Below are 15,797 nucleotides of genomic sequence, written 5' to 3' on the forward strand. Positions count from 1 at the left end.
GCCGCTCCCACAGCGCAAAACCAACCTGTAGTGCCGAGCCATGCTCGGCAAGGGCATTACCGGTAGAGCCCCTGCCGAGCATGGCTCGGCACTACAGGCATCCCTGCATCTGCGCGAGCACGTGCATCGCTCCCTCCCTTTGCCGCAGGCAAGGGGAGGGCTGGGGAGGGGTGCTTTGCGCTGCAGATCTATCGGATTCGCGGCTTACGCCGCTCCCACAGCGCAAAACCAACCTGTAGTGCCGAGCCATGCTCGGCAAGGGCATTACCGGTAGAGCCCCATGCCGAGCATGGCTCGGCACTACCGGGCCATGCTGCTGCATACGCGCCAGTACAGACGGGCGGGCGCTTTCGCGCTTATTATTCCCCGCTTCGATTGATGCAGCAGAAGACCGCGTGACTGACTCCCGACTCGCTTTCGTATTCCCCGGCCAGGGCTCGCAATCCATTGGGATGCTGGCCGAACTGGCTGAACTGCATCCGCAGATCCGTGACACCTTTGCCGAGGCCTCCGAAGGCGCGGGCGTCGATCTGTGGGCGCTGTCGCAAGGCGGCCCGGAAGAGCAGCTCAATCGCACCGAATTCACCCAGCCGGCGCTGCTGGCCGCCAGCATCGCGGTATGGCGCCTGTGGAATGCACAGGGCGGCGCACAGCCTGCCGTACTGGCCGGTCACAGCCTCGGCGAATACACCGCATTGGTCGCTGCCGGCGCCCTGACGCTGCACGACGGCGCACATCTGGTGCGCCTGCGCGGCCAGCTGATGCAGGACGCCGCCCCGACCGGCGTTGGTGCAATGGCCGCCGTGCTCGGCGCCGAGGATGCGCTGGTGCTGGACGTCTGCGCCGAGGCTGCTGGTAGCCAGGTGGTGGTGCCGGCCAATTTCAATTCGCCCGGCCAGATTGTGATCGGCGGCGACGCTGCGGCAGTTGACCGCGCCTTGGCGCTGTTGGCCGAGAAGGGCGTGCGCAAGGCAGTGAAGCTGGCTGTCAGCGTGCCCTCGCACACGCCGCTGATGCGCGAAGCCGCCAATCGTCTGGAAGCCGTGATGAACGGCTTGGCGTGGCAGTCGCCGGCGTTGCCGGTGGTGCAGAACGTCGACGCGCAGGTGCACGACGGTGTGGACGCCATCCGTCAGGCGCTGGTGCAGCAGCTGTACCAGCCGGTGCAGTGGACCGGCTGCGTGCAGGCGCTGGCCGCGCGCGGCGTAAGCCGCGTGGCCGAATGCGGCCCGGGCAAGGTGCTGACCGGCCTGATCAAGCGCATCGACAAGAACATCGAAGGGCGTTCGCTCGCCACCCCGGCAGATTTTGCCGGTGCGCTGGAAGAGTGGGCCAACTAATCCAGCGGGAAGCAGCTGCGGGCGCGTTGCTGCGCCTGTCTCGAACCGGCTGCCGCCATTGCGGCAACGACTGAAAGGAAGACGAATGAGCAAGCCATTGCAGGGTGAAATCGCGCTGGTAACCGGCGCAAGCCGCGGTATCGGTGCCGCCATTGCCGACGAACTGGCCGCGCTGGGCGCGACCGTCATCGGCACCGCGACCACCGAATCCGGCGCTGCCGCCATCGGTAGCCGCCTGGCTGCACAGGGCGGCCACGGCCGCGCACTGAACGTGACCGAGCCGGGCGCGGTTGACGCGTTGATCGACGCGGTGAGCAAGGAATTCGGCGCCATCAGCATCCTGGTCAACAATGCCGGCATCACCCGCGACAACCTGCTGATGCGCATGAAGGACGAGGATTGGCAGGCCATCCTCGACACCAACCTGACCAGCGTCTACCGCACCTCCAAGGCGGTGATGCGCGGCATGATGAAGGCGCGCAAGGGCCGCATCATCAACATCGCCTCGGTCATCGGTGTCACCGGCAATGCCGGCCAGGCCAATTATGCCGCCGCCAAGGCTGGCATCATTGCCTTCTCCAAGTCACTGGCCAAGGAAATCGGCAGCCGCGGCGTGACCGTCAACGTGGTCGCACCGGGCTTCATCGACACCGACATGACCAAGGATCTGCCCGAGGACGCCAAGGCGGCGATGCTCGGCCAGGTCGCGCTGGGTCGCCTCGGCGAGCCGGCAGACATCGCCAAGGCGGTGGCGTTCCTGGCCGGTCCGTCGGCCAGTTACATCACCGGCGAAACCCTTCACGTGAACGGTGGCTTGTACATGCCGTAAGCGTGGCGTGCAGGGAATGCACCCAAGTGGTTGATTGTCGCGGCTTTTTTGTTCAGAAACACCGCCGCGACGGTTTCCACTACACTATCCCACGGCCAGCCCTGGGGGCTGGCGTCTTTTGAACCACTACTCCATCTGGAGCGATATCCTAATGAGCACCATCGAAGAACGCGTCAAGAAGATTGTTGTTGAGCAGCTTGGCGTCAAGGAAGAAGAAGTCACCACCAGCGCATCGTTCGTCGATGACCTGGGTGCAGACTCGCTGGACACCGTCGAGCTGGTGATGGCGCTGGAAGAAGAGTTCGAGTGCGAAATCCCGGACGAAGAAGCCGAGAAGATCGGTACCGTCCAGGCCGCCATCGACTACGTCAAGGCACACGTCAAGGCCTGATCCAGGCCTGACAAGGCGCGGTCGGCAAGCCTGTCTGCCGCGTTGCAAACCCATGGGGCCGCTGATGCGGCCCTGTGCTTTTAAGCTTGAATCTCCCCGCGTGCGGGGCCAGGAGAATCCGCAATGAGTCGTCGCGTAGTTGTTACCGGCATGGGCATGGTGTCGCCGCTGGGCAATGATCTGGCCAGCAGCTGGGAAGGCATCATCAATGGCCGCTCGGGCATTGGCCCGCTGACGAATGTTGCAGATAACTATCTGGAACGTTTCACCACCAAGATTGCAGGTGAGGTCAAGGATTTCGACATCACCGCCGACAACCCCCTGTTCGGCAAGTACCGGGTCAGTGGCAAGGATGCCAAGAAGATGGACCCGTTCATCCATTACGGCCTGGGTGCCGCCTTCATGGCGCTGCACGACTCCGGCCTGGAAATCACCGACGCCAACGCTGAGCGCATTGGCGCCATCGTCGGTGCCGGCATCGGCGGCCTGCTTGGCATCGAAGAGCAGACCATCGAGTTCCACGAAGGCAAGAAGATCTCGCCGTTCTACGTGCCCAAGACCATCATCAACATGTTGCCGGGCCAGCTGAGCATCATCGCCGGGCTGAAGGGCCCGTCGTTCTCGGCAGTGTCGGCCTGCGCCACGTCCAACCATTCCATCGGTACGGCGATGCGCATGATCCAGTACGGCGATGCCGACGTGATGGTTGCCGGCGGTGCCGAGCGTGGCTCCTCGCCGACCGCACTGGGCGGCTTCTGTGCGATGAAGGCCATGTCCACCCGCAACGACGAGCCGACCAAGGCCTCGCGTCCGTGGGACCAGGGCCGTGACGGCTTCGTGCTGGGCGACGGTGCCGGCATCCTGATCCTGGAAGAGTACGAGCACGCCAAGGCGCGCGGCGCCAAGATCTACTGCGAGCTGGCCGGCTTTGGCGCGAGCTCCGACGCATACCACATGACCGCACCGAGCGAGAACGGCGAAGGCGCCGCCCGCTGCATGGTCGCGGCGATGAAGGACGCAGGCGTCACCCCGGAGCAGGTGGGCTACCTCAACGCACACGGCACCTCCACGCCGCTGGGCGACCTGGGCGAGACCATGGCGATGAAGACCGCCTTCGGCGAGCACGCCTACAAGATGCTGGTCAGCTCGACCAAGTCGATGACCGGCCACCTACTGGGTGCAGCGGGCGGCGTGGAAGCGATCTTCTCGGTGATGGCGCTGAACACCGGCATCATCCCGCCGACGATCAACCTGGAAAACCCGAGCGAAGGCTGCGACCTGGACTACGTGCCGAACGTGGCCCGCAAGGCCGACGTCGACGTGGTGATGTCGAACGGCTTCGGCTTCGGTGGCACCAACGGCACGCTGGTGTTCAAGCGGATTTAACGCGGCTTTGGAGCGATGCTTGAAGCTCCTGCCCGTTCTTTTGCTTGAAGCTCCTGTTCGCCGCTTTGCTCGAAGCTGTTGCTTGAAGCTTGTGCTTGTAGCTTGGCTTGAAGCTCCCGCTCGCCGCATTGCTTGAAGCTGCTGCTTGTTGCTTTGCTTGAAGCTTTTGGCTGTAGCTTTGCTCAACGCTTTGCTCAAAGCCCCTCTCCCGCAAGCGGGAGAGGGGTTGGGGTGAGGGCAGCTTTAAAGCTCCAAAGGCTTTAATAGCGTTAAAAGCTCCCCTCATCCGCCCTTCGGGCACCTTCTCCCGCAGACGGGAGAAGGGAACAGCCTGCATTTCTGACATTTCGGGCCCACGATGCACATCCTCCCCCTGCACGCCGATACCGACCTGCTGGCGCTGCATCGGCTCGCACCGCATCGCTATCCGGTCCTGCTTGAATCCACCGCCGCCGGCAAGCTCGGCCAGTGGGACATGCTGCTGATAGCCAACGGCAGCCAACTCCTGCTCAACCCCGATGGCAGCCTGCAGCGCGAAGACGGCAGCCCAGCCGAAGGCGACTTCCTCTCCGCACTCGACCGCGACTGGCAGTCCCTGCGCCAAGCCCGCAACCCGATGGAAGCGGACATCCCGTTCCGTGGCGGCTGGGCATTGCTGCTCGATTACGAACTCGCCCAACAGATCGAACCCATCCTGCAGCTGCCACAGCGCAGTGACGGCCTGCCAACCGCGATCGCACTGCGCTGCCCAGCAGCGGTCCTGCGCGAACGCGACAGCGGCCGCTGCATCGCCATCGCCGAAGACGACGCAGCAGACCTGCTCAGCCAGCTCCAGTACGATCAAAGCGAAGCCGCACAGCTGCCAGCCTTGCCGCAGTGGAACGGCCCAACAACCATCAACGAAGACGCAGGCGAGCGCTTCACCGATGGCGTGCACAAAGTCATCGACTACCTGCATGCCGGCGACGTCTTCCAGGTAAACCTGTCACGCCGCTGGCAGGCCCAGTTCGACGCGCAACTCGCGCCCGAAGCGCTGTACGCGCGCCTGCGCACCGCCAACCCCGCACCCTTCGCTGGCCTGTTCACGGCCGCCGGCCGCGCCGTGGTCAGCTCCTCGCCGGAGCGCTTGGTGTCGGTCAGCGGCGATGTGGTGCAGACCCGTCCGATTGCCGGCACGCGCCCGCGCTTCGCAGGCGACGACGATGCCGCCCGCATCCAGGAGCTGGTCGGCCACCCCAAGGAACGCGCCGAGCACGTGATGCTGATCGACCTGGAGCGCAACGACCTGGGCCGTATCGCTGCGCCAGGCAGTGTCGAGGTCGATGAACTGATGATCGTGGAGAGCTACGCCCACGTGCACCACATCGTCAGCAACGTGCGTGCGCGTCTGCGCCCGGACGTGACCCCGGGCGAAGTGATCGCCGCCACGTTCCCCGGCGGCACCATCACCGGCTGCCCCAAGGTGCGTTGCATGGAAATCATCGCCGAGCTGGAACAGACTGCCCGCGGTGCCTATACCGGTGCCTTCGGCTGGCTGAACCGCGACGGCGACATGGACCTGAACATCCTGATCCGCACCGCGGAAGTGCAGGGCAGCACCGCCAGCTTCCGCACCGGCGCCGGCATCGTGGTGGATTCGCTGGCCGACAAGGAGCTGGACGAAACCCGGGCCAAGGCGCGCGGGCTGTTGCGTGCGCTCGATCCACAATGATGAACGCCGTTTTGGCTGGCGTTGCCGCCAGCGCGGTATCCTGCGCATCCACTATTTGAAGACGGGGTGACCATGGCGGGTGCCAAGCGCGGATGTCTGTTGGTGCTGGCGGTGTTGTTGCTGCTGGTCGCCTTGGCAGGCGCAGGTGCGGCCTGGTTGTGGCAGCGGCAGGGCAGCTTTGCCGATGCGCCGCTGACCCCGTCCGAGCAGAGCGTCAGCATCGCCTCCGGTGATTCGCTCAACAGCGTGCTGCGCAAGCTGCGCGCGGCCGGCGTCGACGAAGGCGACGACCTGCAATGGCAGCTGCTGGCCCGCCAGCTCGACGCCGCCGGCAAGCTGAAGATCGGCGAATACGCCCTCGACCCGACACTCACGCCGCGCCAGCTGCTGTTGAACATGCGCCAGGGCAAGGTGTTGCAATACCGCGTCACCATCGTCGAAGGCTGGAACATCCGCCAGCTGCGTGCCGCCCTGGCGCGCGCACAGCCGCTGCAGCACGAAACCACCGACCTGTCCGACACCGAGCTGATGGCCAAGCTTGGTTTTGCCGACCAGCACCCGGAAGGCCGCTTCCTGCCGGAAACCTATATCTACCAGCGCGGCGACAGCGACGTGGACGTGCTCAAGCGCGCCCATGCCGCGATGGAGAAGGAACTGGCCGCCGCCTGGGCCGAGCGCAGCGACGACCTGCCGCTGAAGTCGCCTTACGAACTGCTGATCCTGGCCTCGATCATCGAGAAGGAAACCGGCCTGGCCAGCGAGCGCCCACAGATTGCCGGGGTGTTCGCACGCCGCCTGAAGATGGGCATGCGCCTGCAGACCGACCCGACCGTGATCTACGGCATCGGTAGCGCCTACGACGGCAATATCCGCAAGGTGCACCTGACCACCGACACGCCGTACAACACCTATACCCGCGCCGGCCTCACGCCGACGCCGATCGCCATGCCTGGCCGCGACGCGCTGCATGCCGCCGCCAAGCCGGCCCCGGGCGATGCGCTGTACTTCGTCGCCGTCGGCGATGGCAGTGGTGCGCATGTGTTCTCCGCCTCCTACACCGATCACAACAGCGCTGTGGCCGAGTACTTGAAGCGGCTGCGTGCGAAGCGCAGCGAGGCCGCGGCGCAATGAGCGGCATGACCCGAATGATGTACAGGATGTCCCGATGAGCGAAGCACTCGCCCCTTGGCAGCAGCGCGTCTATGACCAGACCGTGGCTGCGCTGGACGTGGGCCGGCTCGGCCACGGCCTGTTGCTGTGCGGCCCGGCCGGCATGGGCAAACGCGCAGTGGCGATGCGGCTGGCGGCGCATGTGCTCAACCACGGTGAGGACGCTGCGGCACGCCAGCGCAACGCCCAGTTAATCGCCGCCGGCACCCACCCGGACCTGCAGTTCACCAGCTTCATTCCCAACAAGACCGGCGACAAGCTGCGCACCGAGATCGTCATCGAGCAGGTGCGCGAGATCTCGCAGAAGCTGGCACTGACCCCGCATTACGGTGTGGCCCAGGTGGTCATCGTCGATCCGGCCGACGCCATCAACCGCGCTGCCTGCAATGCCTTGCTGAAGACGCTGGAAGAGCCGTCGCCGGGCCGCTACCTGTGGCTGCTCAGCGCCGACCCGGCGCGCCTGCCGCAGACCATCCGCAGCCGTTGCCAGCGGCTGGAGTTCCGCATGCCGCCGCGTGAAGAAGCCATGGCCTGGCTGCAGTCGCGTGGCTATACCGAAGGCGTGGCGCGTGAAGCACTGGACGCTACCCGCGGCCACCCGGCATTGGCCGACCAGTGGCTGCAAGGCGAGGGCATGGCCCTGCGCCGGCAGGTCGCCAGCGAGCTGGAGCAGCTGCTGGCCGGCAAGCTGGGCAGCGTCGAGCTGGCCCAGCGCTGGACCGGCGACGACAACGCCGACCTGCGCCTGCGCCATGCCGCCGACCTGGCACTGAAGAAAGCGGCCGACGGCTTGACCGATCCGGCCCGATTGAACAAGCTGGCCGCCTGGTTTGATGCCGCCAATCGCACCCGCGACCTGCTGCGCACCACCATCCGCGCCGACCTGGCCGTGGTGGAGTTGCTGCTGGCATGGGGCGCGGCCAACCAAGTGCAATCCAAGGGGACTATTCGATGAGTGCGATGAACGCCCGCCAGGGCATCCTTTCGCTGGCGGTCAAGGACAAGGCAGCGCTGTACGGCGCCTACATGCCGTTCGTGAAGAACGGTGGCGTCTTCGTACCCACGCCCAAGCGCTACTTCCTCGGCGACGAGGTGTTCCTGCTGCTGACCCTGCCGGACTCCAGCGAGCGTCTGCCGGTAGCTGGCAAGGTGGTCTGGGTCACCCCGCTGGGCGCGCAAGGCAACCGCCAGGCCGGCATCGGCGTGCAGCTCGCCGACGGCGTCGACGGCGAAGCAATCCGCAACAAGATCGAGACCCTGCTGGCCGGCACATCCAGCTCGGACAAGCCGACGCAGACGATGTGAAATCGTGTGAAGAAAGATGTTGACGTGCTCGCTCAGCCCCCTATAATAAGCGGCTCGCAACACGGGCGGTTAGCTCAGCGGTAGAGCATTGCCTTCACACGGCAAGGGTCACAGGTTCGATCCCTGTACCGCCCACCATATAAATCAAAGTGTTGCAGAAGAACCGGCGAAAGCCGGTTTTTTCGTGGGTGTAAGGCTGCAAGTGCACGCGGTATGGCAAGCGGGTGGAGCATTCCCCGCCGCGAGATGCAGTGGGGTGAGTCACTTGGCCATGTGCTGGTACACGTCGGCCAAACGCATTGCGCAGCTGCACCACTGGGGCCAATGAGTACTCTTGGGCTTCGAAGTAACAGCCGCTACCGGGAGACGATGGGCGTTTCCAAGTTCTAGACCAAAAGCCGCAAAAAGGCGGTAGTGAAAGATACTAATTCAGCGCTTTTTCTCGAGCAGCAATCCGTTCCACCAAGGTGTCGATCGCTGCTTCCATGGCGTGCGCCGTTTGGTCGCCGCTTTGGTTGGTGATCACGAAAATGCCCAGGTCGTACTTCGGCAGAATGTAGATGTAGCACTGCGAGCGAGGAACGCCGCCATGATGGGCGTAGTAAGTGCCTTTCGAGCGGTCGCCCGCGATGATGTTCCAGAAATAGCCAATGCTGAACTCGGAGTCGAATTCGACAAGCGTGCGATGCGATTCCTGGACCACGGAATCATCCGCCAACTGGAATTCGAGGTATTTCACCATTTCCGGGACGGTCGCCTTCACATTTCCGGATGCGCCCCAAGGTAACTGCGGCATCGGTGTGGTCGGTACCGGGTTGTTGCTGTGATAGCCGATCGCAAGCTGAGGCGCCTCGGCGTCGCTCAGCTTGATTTTCAAGTCCGCCATCGCCGCGGAATCGCGAAAAAATCCCCGTAGCAGAGACTCGTAGTCGCTCTTGTAGACGGTTTCCAGTATGTGCGCCACCAGCTCGGTTCCGGTACTGGAGTAGGCGTAGTCTTTTCCGGGCGCCTGATGAATCTCGACAGCGTGCAGGTCCTTGAAGAAATCAGCCTTGCCGTAGCCCGCGTAGATGCCATTGAGCTCGCCAGGCGTATGTTTATCGGTGAAGTCGGCGAGCACCGTGTTTGCGCGTTCAGGCAGCATGTTCGGTAGGCCACTCGTGTGCGACAGCAGATGTCGGATGCGAATGGGGTCACCCTTGTACTGCAGGTTCGGATAGTCCCCTTGCAGGTACATCCGGACATCGTCGTCCAGACTCAGTCTGCGCTCCAACACGGCGTTGGCCATCAGGGTTCCCGCCAGGGTCTTGCTCAGTGAGCCGATTTCGTAGCGGGTCGCATCGGTCGGAACCCCCGGCCTGCCAGTTTCCATGTTGCCGCGGTGGCGAATGAATTCCTGACCCCGATACACGACTGCGATCGAGGTGGAGTGCAGCAAAGGCTGTTCGATCAGCGTTGCAGCGACCTCATCAATGTCCGCTCCCAGATCCTTCGTCGGCGCATTGTTCTTGCAGCCCGCGGACAAGAGCGCGGTGGACAATACGAAAAATTTGAACCATCGCCTGTTTCGAACAATCCTCGAAATCGCTTGCATGCGTCAGTGCTTGAAGGGCCGTGGAAGTAACTGCATAGACTAGCCGATCGCAGCGGCTCAACACGGTTCCCGTAGAGGCCGCCCCGGCGCCCTTCCAGTTGGTCTCCCGCCGCGGTGTATGGCGAGGAGGGGCCGTTTGCGGGGTCTTCGGTGCCGGATCTGGTTTGCGCTGCACAGCACCCACCAAGCGCGAACGGGGAAATGCGGAGCGCAGGGGGCAGAGTCGATTCCTTGCTGGCAAACGCGTTTGCATTGGGGTCTTATGACGGCTGACTTAATTCAGGGATAGGAACTAGTGAAGACTCCCGGCCAAATGATGGCCACCTCAATCAAGAAGATTCTGCTGCCAGAGATCCGCCGGCTCGGATTCGGCGGTAGCGGTGTAGCCAACTTCGTTCGCGCCAATGAAGTTCACCGCGACTTCCTGTCGATCCAATACTGGACGTATGGCGGCAGCTTCATCCTGGAGTTCAGCCGCGTTCCGGCGACTTGGGTTGACGCCAACTCGGGGGAGGTGCCGAAGCGGGTCTTCGAGACGGATCCGCTGCTTAGAAAACGCTTGATCGATACGGAACAGCACAAGGACTTTCGCGGCTTTTCGTTCAAGGCCTTCGGCAGCGAGCAGAGCCGATACGACCAGTTGGCGGCTTCGGTTGTGGCGTTGTTGCCGCAGGTTGCGGCCTGGCTGGAGAGCGGGATCGTAGGGCCGAACATTCATTGAAGTTCGTTGGCGCCTGGGTGTTGCATGGGCTGTCCGTACTTCCCGAATTGTGGGCTGTTGAACGGAATCGGCTTTCCGGAAAATCTATGCTGGGCCGCCTGAATGATCAGGCCAACAAGGAAAGTGGCATGAAGAAATGGATCAAGCGAGTTGTCGCCTGTGGCTTTCTTTCTATGGCTGTCTTTGGTGGTACGGCCTCGGCGTCCTGGTGTGGGACGCCGTGTTTGAATTCATACAATGCCTGTATTGCGCGTGGTACTGCGCCTGATAGGTGTGAGGCGATTTTTGAATCTTGCCTTGAAACGCTTTGCCCTAATGGTTGAATCTTCTCGGTGAATTCGCCTCCGAGACCGGGCATAGGGCTCGTTGCACCCTCTGTGCTCATTTAAAGAAAAGCCGGCCCTGGGCCGGCTTTTTGCTTCCGATGCCAATCAGTGTCCGAGTCAGAGCATTGGTGTAGCCCGGGTAAGCGGAGCGCACCCGGGAGGTTGGAGTCTGGTGATCTTCAAGGCTGTGCGCGGAAGGCCCCGGGTGCGCTCTGCGCTTACCCGGGCTACGGTGACTATCGGCGGATTGTGGGGCTGGTCTATTTGAGTCACTGGCATCGCGGCTCTGGCGGCTTTTCGATGCTTCCCTATCTGCACGGTCCGCACGGTCCGCGCTGCGCGGCCTTGGCCGCCGGCACCTGTGAACCCTTCCTGCAGCCATGCAGTGGGCGACAACCAAATCGTGGCGGCCGCCCGCTGCTGGCTCAGAGATTGACCGAGCCAGTGTCGCTGAGTGCTTCGTGATTGCCGGTGGTGGCAACCGTGGCGAAAAACACCAGTTTGGTCAGCAGGTTTCCGGGGCCGTCCCAGTAATCGGCATGCTGGGCGTCGATACGAATCAGGCAGACGCGTGGGTCATCCTTGCCCCCCTTGAAGAAGGCATTCATCGGCGCGGACCACAGGCGCGCGATCTGTGCGCGATCCTGGCTGATGCTGCCGCGGCCCGTCACCGAGATGAAGTGATTGTCGCCCTCATGCATGAAGCAGACGTTTGCCTCGGGATTGGCTTGGATGTCGCGCACCGCGGCGTTGTCTATTTCCGTGGCAAACCAGAAGCCGCCATCGAAGTCGTCGCCCAACGGCGTCATTGGCCGGGAATGCATGCTTGCGTCCGCGGAGCGGGTGGTGAGCATTGCGGTACCGAACTTCTTGATGAGCTTGACCAGTGTTTCGTGCTGTTCGGTCTGATTCTTGTCATTCATGCGCTGTCCTCCGTAGTGTGGCACCAGCCTGGAGGCAGCGATGTATCAACGGCGAGAAGGTATGTGCATGCGACGACAACGTCTGCCGGTATCAGCATCACGATCTTGTGTTCAAAGGGTGCTGCCATAAGCGCTGATGCCTGGTCATGGAGCTGAAGCCGGCAGGTGGTGGTTGTCTTCGTCTGCGTATAGCGCTTGGCTCACGGATGGCCAACAAATGGTGTGACAGCCTGAAGTCCCCAATCCGTGGAGAGTCACATGACGACCGGTGCCGAGATCATGGAGCTTGAGGTTGCGTTCTGGCAGGCCATGCTGGACCAGCAACCTGCCAAGGCTGCCGCGCTGCTGACCGACAAGGCGACGATGGTTGCCATGTATGGCGTGCATCACTTCAGTCCGGCCGATTACATGAAGATGGCCGAGGAGGGGCCTGCACGTGTCACAGGTTTTTCGTTCTCCGATGAGCAGGTGTTTTTCCCCGTCGACAATGTGGCCATTGCTACCTACAAGGTCAGCCAGAGCTTCGAGGTTGATGGCAAGCCGCAGGAGATGACCTGTTTTGACAGCACCACCTGGGTCAGGCGGGACGGCAAGTGGCTGGCGGCAGCCCATACCGAGACGCCTGCGCAGCAGGCCTAGCCTGCCTGTTTGCCGGGGCGGGAGGACTTGATCAGATGCCCGGATTGCCGTTCGGTGGGTTGCCTGTGGGAGCGGCGTCAGCCGCGAAGCTGGTGCATTGTCAGCTGGCACGTCGGCCCAGGGTTTCAGCAACATCGGCTTCGCGGCTGACGCCGCTCCCACAAACCGGGAGGTTGGGGCTGGTGGTCGTGCGAGCTCATGTGCCAGCGGCCCCGGGTGCGCTGCGCTTACCCGGGCTACGGGGTTATCTGCTTGTTCGTCTGGCCGGCCGTCTAAATGAACGGCTTTGCGCTTCAGTTGGCTTTTTGATTGTTTCACTCCGCTTTCCACGTCCGGCAGGCTATCTTTGCCGCGGGTCGCTGGCGGCCCATTCAGTTCGCGGTGGTTCCGGCTGGGCGCGATGCGCTTGCGGGGCCGTTGGGTCTTTCAGGAGAGTGAAGTGGTGAATGTAGGGAAGCGGCGTCTGCTCAGTGTGGTGCGTGGCGTCGGTCGGGTCCTGTTGGCGTTGCTGTGCCTGTGCATCGGTATCTGGGGCGGGTTCGCGCTGTGGTACCAGTTCCCCGGCAATGTGGTGGCCAAGGTCGTGGCGATCCTGGTCTGGTGCGTGCCCAGCATCTGGGCGATCCGCGCGGGCTTCGGGCCGGTGCGGCGCTGGCATTCGCTGGCGGTGTTTGGCGCGCTGTTCGCGGTGATGCTGATCTGGTGGGCGACGATCGACCCGCGGCAGGACCGGGCGTGGGCTGATGACGTGGCGCAGCCGCTGCATGCACGCATCGAGGGCGACCGCCTGATCATCGACAACGTGCGCAACTTCCATTGGCGCAGCAAGACCGACTACGACGTGCGCTGGGAGGCGCGCGAATACGATCTGTCGCAGGTGCAATCGGTGGACATGATCCTGTCCTACTGGATGGGGCCGGCCATTGCCCACACCCTGGTGTCCTTCGGCTTTGCCGACGGCCGCCAGCTGGTGTTCTCGCTGGAAATCCGCAAGGAGCAGGGCGAGTCGTTCTCGGCGCTGGGGGGCTTCTTCCGCAAGTTCGAGTCGGTGCTGGTGGCCTCGGATGAGCGCGACATCGTGCTCACGCGCAGCAATGTGCGTGGCGAGGATGTCTATCTGTACCGCCTGCATGGGCTGAGCCCGGACAAGATGCGCGATCTGCTGCGTTTCTACGTGGACCGCGCGCAGCAGCTGGAACAGGCGCCGCGTTTCTACAACACGCTGACCAGCAACTGCACCACGGTGGTGTTCGAGCTGATGCGCCGCATCCAGCCCAAGCTGCCGCTGGATTACCGCTTGCTGGCCTCCGGCTATCTGGCCGAATATGCCGCCGACGTCGGCGGGCTGACCCCGGGCGTGCCGTTGGCGACGCTGCAACAATTGGGGCGTATAACGCAGCGGGCCCGTGACGCAGGCGATGTAGCTGATTTTTCTTCCCGGATACGCGCTGGCGTGCCCGGCATTCCCGCCCCAGGAACTGACCCATGACCCACACCCCGCAGACATGGATACGCCGGCTGGTGCCGGTAGTCGCGGTACTGGCGCTGCTGCTGTCCAGCGGTTGCGCGATGGTGAAGATGAAGTCGGTGAGCAATACCGACTATGTAATGCAGAAACGTGGCGACATCCTCAGCACCGGCAAGCTCAGTGCCTTGTCGCAGGAGTCGCTGTCGGTCATTGGCTTGACTGACAGTGATTGCAGCAAGGACCTGCCCGCTTGCCGGCAGACGGTCACCACCAACGACGGCCTGCAGTCCGAGCAGCGCCTGTCCACGCTGGCCGAGCTGTGGATGCAGGAAGCCTTGGCGCTCACCCCCAAGGCCAAGGGCAATGAGCCCATCGAGTTGCCGGCGGCGGCCTTGAATGCCTGGCTGGAAACCGCGCGCTATTCCTATCTGTACCTGTTCTTCAGCGGTCGCAGCCCGGCGCAACGCGCTCTGGAAGATCGACTGACCCAGGTGCGGGATTACTACAACTACGCCACCGAGCAGGCCGCTTCGGTGGTGTTCCAGCGCACCCGCGCGCGCGCGCTGGAAGGCGAGGACATCAACCTGCCGGTGCAGGTGGATGACTGGACCATCAGTTCGCAGTTCGACGGGCTCAAGCTTGAAGGTGTGCCCAAGCAACTGGTAGCGGCGTCCTCGGTGAGCTTTGCTGGCCTGCGCAGCTCATATCGCCGCGATGGCTTTGGTGCCGAGCTGGTGGCGATGATGGAAGCACCAACGCTGGCGCAGGCGCTGGAAGTGGAGGAGCGCAACCAGCAGCTGCCTGTCTACAGCGAGATGCCGGCGATCAATGCCACCGCTGTGCTGAACTTCAGCGGCGACACCTTGGAGGAAGTACTGGCTACCCGCCATGTGCAGCTGCAGGCTTATTCGCCCGACCTCACCAGCATCCAGATGCATGGCCAGGAAGTGCCGTTGGCGGCCAATTTCACCGCCGCGTATGGTCTGTGGCTTGCCCAGTCCGGGTTTGCCACCGAGTCCCTGCGCACCTTGTTTGGCCGTGGCGAAGGCATCCGCGAGCCGCATATCTACCTGATGCAGCCCTACGATCCAAACAAGCGCATCATCTTCATGTTGCACGGCCTGGCCAGCAGCCCGGAGGCCTGGGTGAACCTGGCCAACGAGATCATGGGCGACGAGGAAATGCGTGAGCATTACCAGGTGTGGTCGGTGTACTACCCGACCAACGCGCCGATCGCCTTGAACCGCTACACCATCAGCAAGGCCTTCAACAGCACGCTGCATCACTTCGATCCCAAGGGCACGGCGCCGGCATCGCATGACATGGTGTTCATTGGCCACAGCATGGGCGGCGTGATCGCGCGCCTGATGCTCAGCGACTCCGGCGAGGTGCTATGGGACAACACCCGCAGGCGCTACAACCTGCAAGGCGAGCGTTTGGCGCGGGTGGAAGCCAAGCTTGGGCCGGTGCTGCACTTCACCCCGCAGCCGAACGTGGAGCGGGCGATCTTCCTGGCCTCACCGCACAAGGGCACGGATGCGGCCGGTAACCGGCTGGGTCGTTTGATCGGCAGACTGGTGCGCTTGCCGCTGACGATTCTGGGTGCCTTTGGTGACGCCTTCATGGCGCTGCAGGACCCGGGCGAAACCGATGGCAAGAAGCCCAAGGAACCGGTGATTACCAACAGCATCGAGAACCTGAAGGCCAGCGATCCCTTCATCGAGGCGTCCTCGGCACTGCCGATCCAGCCGGGCCTGAAATATCACTCCATCATCGCCAAGCGTAAAGCCGAGGTACCGACCGCCGAGTCCGACGACGGGCTGGTGCCGTACTGGAGCGCGCATCTGGATGGCGCGCTGTCGGAGAAGGTGATCGTGTCCGGCCACAGCGTGCAGGAAACACCGGAAGCGGTACTGGAAGTGCGCCGCATCCTGCGCAAGGACCTGCTGGAAGTGGAAGGCGTGGACGCTGCGCACTGAAACATTGCCGGGCTG

16 protein-coding genes and 1 tRNA gene are annotated in these 15,797 nt (G+C 63.2%); 14 read left to right on the forward strand and 3 right to left on the reverse strand.

Annotated features, from left to right (window positions below; translation table 11 throughout):
- Nucleotides 1-395: 395 nt before the first annotated feature.
- From fabD to fabF, 4 genes are all read left to right on the forward strand, one after another.
- Nucleotides 396-1,340: an ACP S-malonyltransferase gene (gene fabD / locus RT131_RS03400; RefSeq protein WP_313170283.1), complete on the forward strand. Its 945-nt coding sequence runs from the start codon at nucleotides 396-398 to the stop codon at nucleotides 1,338-1,340.
- Between the two features lie 85 nt (nucleotides 1,341-1,425).
- Nucleotides 1,426-2,169: a 3-oxoacyl-ACP reductase FabG gene (gene fabG, locus RT131_RS03405; RefSeq protein WP_313170285.1), complete on the forward strand. Its 744-nt coding sequence runs from the start codon at nucleotides 1,426-1,428 to the stop codon at nucleotides 2,167-2,169.
- A gap of 151 nt (nucleotides 2,170-2,320) precedes the next feature.
- Complete coding sequence (gene acpP / locus RT131_RS03410) at nucleotides 2,321-2,560, forward strand: acyl carrier protein (RefSeq protein WP_054659808.1); 240 nt, start codon at nucleotides 2,321-2,323, stop codon at nucleotides 2,558-2,560.
- Nucleotides 2,561-2,683: 123 nt separating this feature from the next.
- The gene (gene fabF, locus RT131_RS03415; protein ID WP_313170287.1) at nucleotides 2,684-3,946 is read left to right on the forward strand and encodes a beta-ketoacyl-ACP synthase II; all 1,263 of its coding nucleotides are present in this window, start codon (nucleotides 2,684-2,686) and stop codon (nucleotides 3,944-3,946) included.
- On the opposite strand, the gene RT131_RS03420 is transcribed toward fabF, so the two are convergent.
- A complete protein-coding gene (locus RT131_RS03420; protein WP_313170289.1) occupies nucleotides 3,933-4,283 on the reverse strand; it encodes a hypothetical protein in 351 nt (116 codons plus the stop codon). The genes fabF and RT131_RS03420 overlap by 14 nt on opposite strands.
- Nucleotides 4,284-4,304: 21 nt before the next feature.
- Here RT131_RS03420 and RT131_RS03425 point away from each other — a divergent pair, with 21 nt between their 5' ends.
- The 5 genes from RT131_RS03425 (at nucleotide 4,305) to RT131_RS03445 (ending at nucleotide 8,270) form a co-directional block, all read left to right on the forward strand.
- The gene (locus RT131_RS03425) at nucleotides 4,305-5,657 is read left to right on the forward strand and encodes an aminodeoxychorismate synthase component I (protein ID WP_313170291.1); all 1,353 of its coding nucleotides are present in this window, start codon (nucleotides 4,305-4,307) and stop codon (nucleotides 5,655-5,657) included.
- Between the two features lie 72 nt (nucleotides 5,658-5,729).
- Entirely contained in the window at nucleotides 5,730-6,788 is a 1,059-nt protein-coding gene (gene mltG / locus RT131_RS03430) for an endolytic transglycosylase MltG (RefSeq protein ID WP_313170293.1), read from the forward strand.
- 34 nt (nucleotides 6,789-6,822) lie between these two features.
- Nucleotides 6,823-7,782 carry a DNA polymerase III subunit delta' gene (locus RT131_RS03435; protein ID WP_303749122.1) on the forward strand — a complete coding sequence of 320 codons (960 nt, stop codon included), beginning with the start codon at nucleotides 6,823-6,825 and terminating at the stop codon, nucleotides 7,780-7,782.
- A complete protein-coding gene (locus RT131_RS03440) occupies nucleotides 7,779-8,132 on the forward strand; it encodes a PilZ domain-containing protein (protein ID WP_313170296.1) in 354 nt (117 codons plus the stop codon). The genes RT131_RS03435 and RT131_RS03440 overlap by 4 nt, the downstream gene beginning before the upstream one ends.
- A 63-nt stretch (nucleotides 8,133-8,195) precedes the next feature.
- Nucleotides 8,196-8,270 (forward strand) — tRNA-Val (locus RT131_RS03445).
- Nucleotides 8,271-8,556: 286 nt separating this feature from the next.
- Here the strand turns inward: RT131_RS03445 and RT131_RS03450 are convergent.
- Nucleotides 8,557-9,672: a serine hydrolase domain-containing protein gene (locus RT131_RS03450; RefSeq protein WP_313170298.1), complete on the reverse strand. Its 1,116-nt coding sequence runs from the start codon at nucleotides 9,670-9,672 to the stop codon at nucleotides 8,557-8,559.
- Between the two features lie 370 nt (nucleotides 9,673-10,042).
- On the opposite strand from RT131_RS03450, the gene RT131_RS03455 reads away from it, so the two are divergent.
- Nucleotides 10,043-10,447 carry a hypothetical protein gene (locus RT131_RS03455; protein ID WP_313170300.1) on the forward strand — a complete coding sequence of 135 codons (405 nt, stop codon included), beginning with the start codon at nucleotides 10,043-10,045 and terminating at the stop codon, nucleotides 10,445-10,447.
- A 128-nt stretch (nucleotides 10,448-10,575) separates the two neighbouring features.
- A complete protein-coding gene (locus tag RT131_RS03460; RefSeq protein ID WP_313170302.1) occupies nucleotides 10,576-10,770 on the forward strand; it encodes a hypothetical protein in 195 nt (64 codons plus the stop codon).
- A gap of 428 nt (nucleotides 10,771-11,198) precedes the next feature.
- On the opposite strand, the gene RT131_RS03465 is transcribed toward RT131_RS03460, so the two are convergent.
- Nucleotides 11,199-11,696 (reverse strand): pyridoxamine 5'-phosphate oxidase family protein, encoded by a 498-nt coding sequence (locus RT131_RS03465; protein WP_313170304.1) that lies wholly within the window; start codon nucleotides 11,694-11,696, stop codon nucleotides 11,199-11,201.
- Between the two features lie 258 nt (nucleotides 11,697-11,954).
- Between RT131_RS03465 and RT131_RS03470 the strand changes: the two genes are divergently transcribed.
- The 3 genes from RT131_RS03470 to RT131_RS03480 all read left to right on the forward strand — a co-directional run bounded on the left by RT131_RS03470 (nucleotide 11,955) and on the right by RT131_RS03480 (nucleotide 15,782).
- Nucleotides 11,955-12,335 carry a nuclear transport factor 2 family protein gene (locus RT131_RS03470; protein WP_313170306.1) on the forward strand — a complete coding sequence of 127 codons (381 nt, stop codon included), beginning with the start codon at nucleotides 11,955-11,957 and terminating at the stop codon, nucleotides 12,333-12,335.
- Nucleotides 12,336-12,849: 514 nt separating this feature from the next.
- The gene (locus tag RT131_RS03475) at nucleotides 12,850-13,824 is read left to right on the forward strand and encodes a DUF4105 domain-containing protein (protein WP_313170761.1); all 975 of its coding nucleotides are present in this window, start codon (nucleotides 12,850-12,852) and stop codon (nucleotides 13,822-13,824) included.
- Entirely contained in the window at nucleotides 13,821-15,782 is a 1,962-nt protein-coding gene (locus tag RT131_RS03480) for an alpha/beta hydrolase (protein ID WP_313170308.1), read from the forward strand. Before RT131_RS03475 ends, RT131_RS03480 begins: the two co-directional genes overlap by 4 nt.
- Nucleotides 15,783-15,797 lie beyond the last annotated feature (15 nt).

The sequence above is a fragment of the Stenotrophomonas sp. genome (assembly GCF_032066555.1).
Classification (GTDB): domain Bacteria; phylum Pseudomonadota; class Gammaproteobacteria; order Xanthomonadales; family Xanthomonadaceae; genus Stenotrophomonas.

What these genes read in the sequence shown, in the direction of transcription:
- RT131_RS03460 (WP_313170302.1), top strand. Translation starts at nt 10,576, where the DNA reads ATGAAGAAATGGATCAAGCGAGTTGTCGCCTGTGGCTTTCTTTCTATG.
- RT131_RS03440 (WP_313170296.1), top strand. Translation starts at nt 7,779, where the DNA reads ATGAGTGCGATGAACGCCCGCCAGGGCATCCTTTCGCTGGCGGTCAAG.
- RT131_RS03420 (WP_313170289.1), bottom strand. Translation starts at nt 4,283, where the DNA reads ATGCAGGCTGTTCCCTTCTCCCGTCTGCGGGAGAAGGTGCCCGAAGGG.
- RT131_RS03425 (WP_313170291.1), top strand. Translation starts at nt 4,305, where the DNA reads ATGCACATCCTCCCCCTGCACGCCGATACCGACCTGCTGGCGCTGCAT.
- RT131_RS03455 (WP_313170300.1), top strand. Translation starts at nt 10,043, where the DNA reads ATGGCCACCTCAATCAAGAAGATTCTGCTGCCAGAGATCCGCCGGCTC.
- fabF (WP_313170287.1), top strand. Translation starts at nt 2,684, where the DNA reads ATGAGTCGTCGCGTAGTTGTTACCGGCATGGGCATGGTGTCGCCGCTG.
- acpP (WP_054659808.1), top strand. Translation starts at nt 2,321, where the DNA reads ATGAGCACCATCGAAGAACGCGTCAAGAAGATTGTTGTTGAGCAGCTT.
- RT131_RS03480 (WP_313170308.1), top strand. Translation starts at nt 13,821, where the DNA reads ATGACCCACACCCCGCAGACATGGATACGCCGGCTGGTGCCGGTAGTC.
- RT131_RS03435 (WP_303749122.1), top strand. Translation starts at nt 6,823, where the DNA reads ATGAGCGAAGCACTCGCCCCTTGGCAGCAGCGCGTCTATGACCAGACC.
- RT131_RS03470 (WP_313170306.1), top strand. Translation starts at nt 11,955, where the DNA reads ATGACGACCGGTGCCGAGATCATGGAGCTTGAGGTTGCGTTCTGGCAG.
- RT131_RS03465 (WP_313170304.1), bottom strand. Translation starts at nt 11,696, where the DNA reads ATGAATGACAAGAATCAGACCGAACAGCACGAAACACTGGTCAAGCTC.
- fabG (WP_313170285.1), top strand. Translation starts at nt 1,426, where the DNA reads ATGAGCAAGCCATTGCAGGGTGAAATCGCGCTGGTAACCGGCGCAAGC.
- mltG (WP_313170293.1), top strand. Translation starts at nt 5,730, where the DNA reads ATGGCGGGTGCCAAGCGCGGATGTCTGTTGGTGCTGGCGGTGTTGTTG.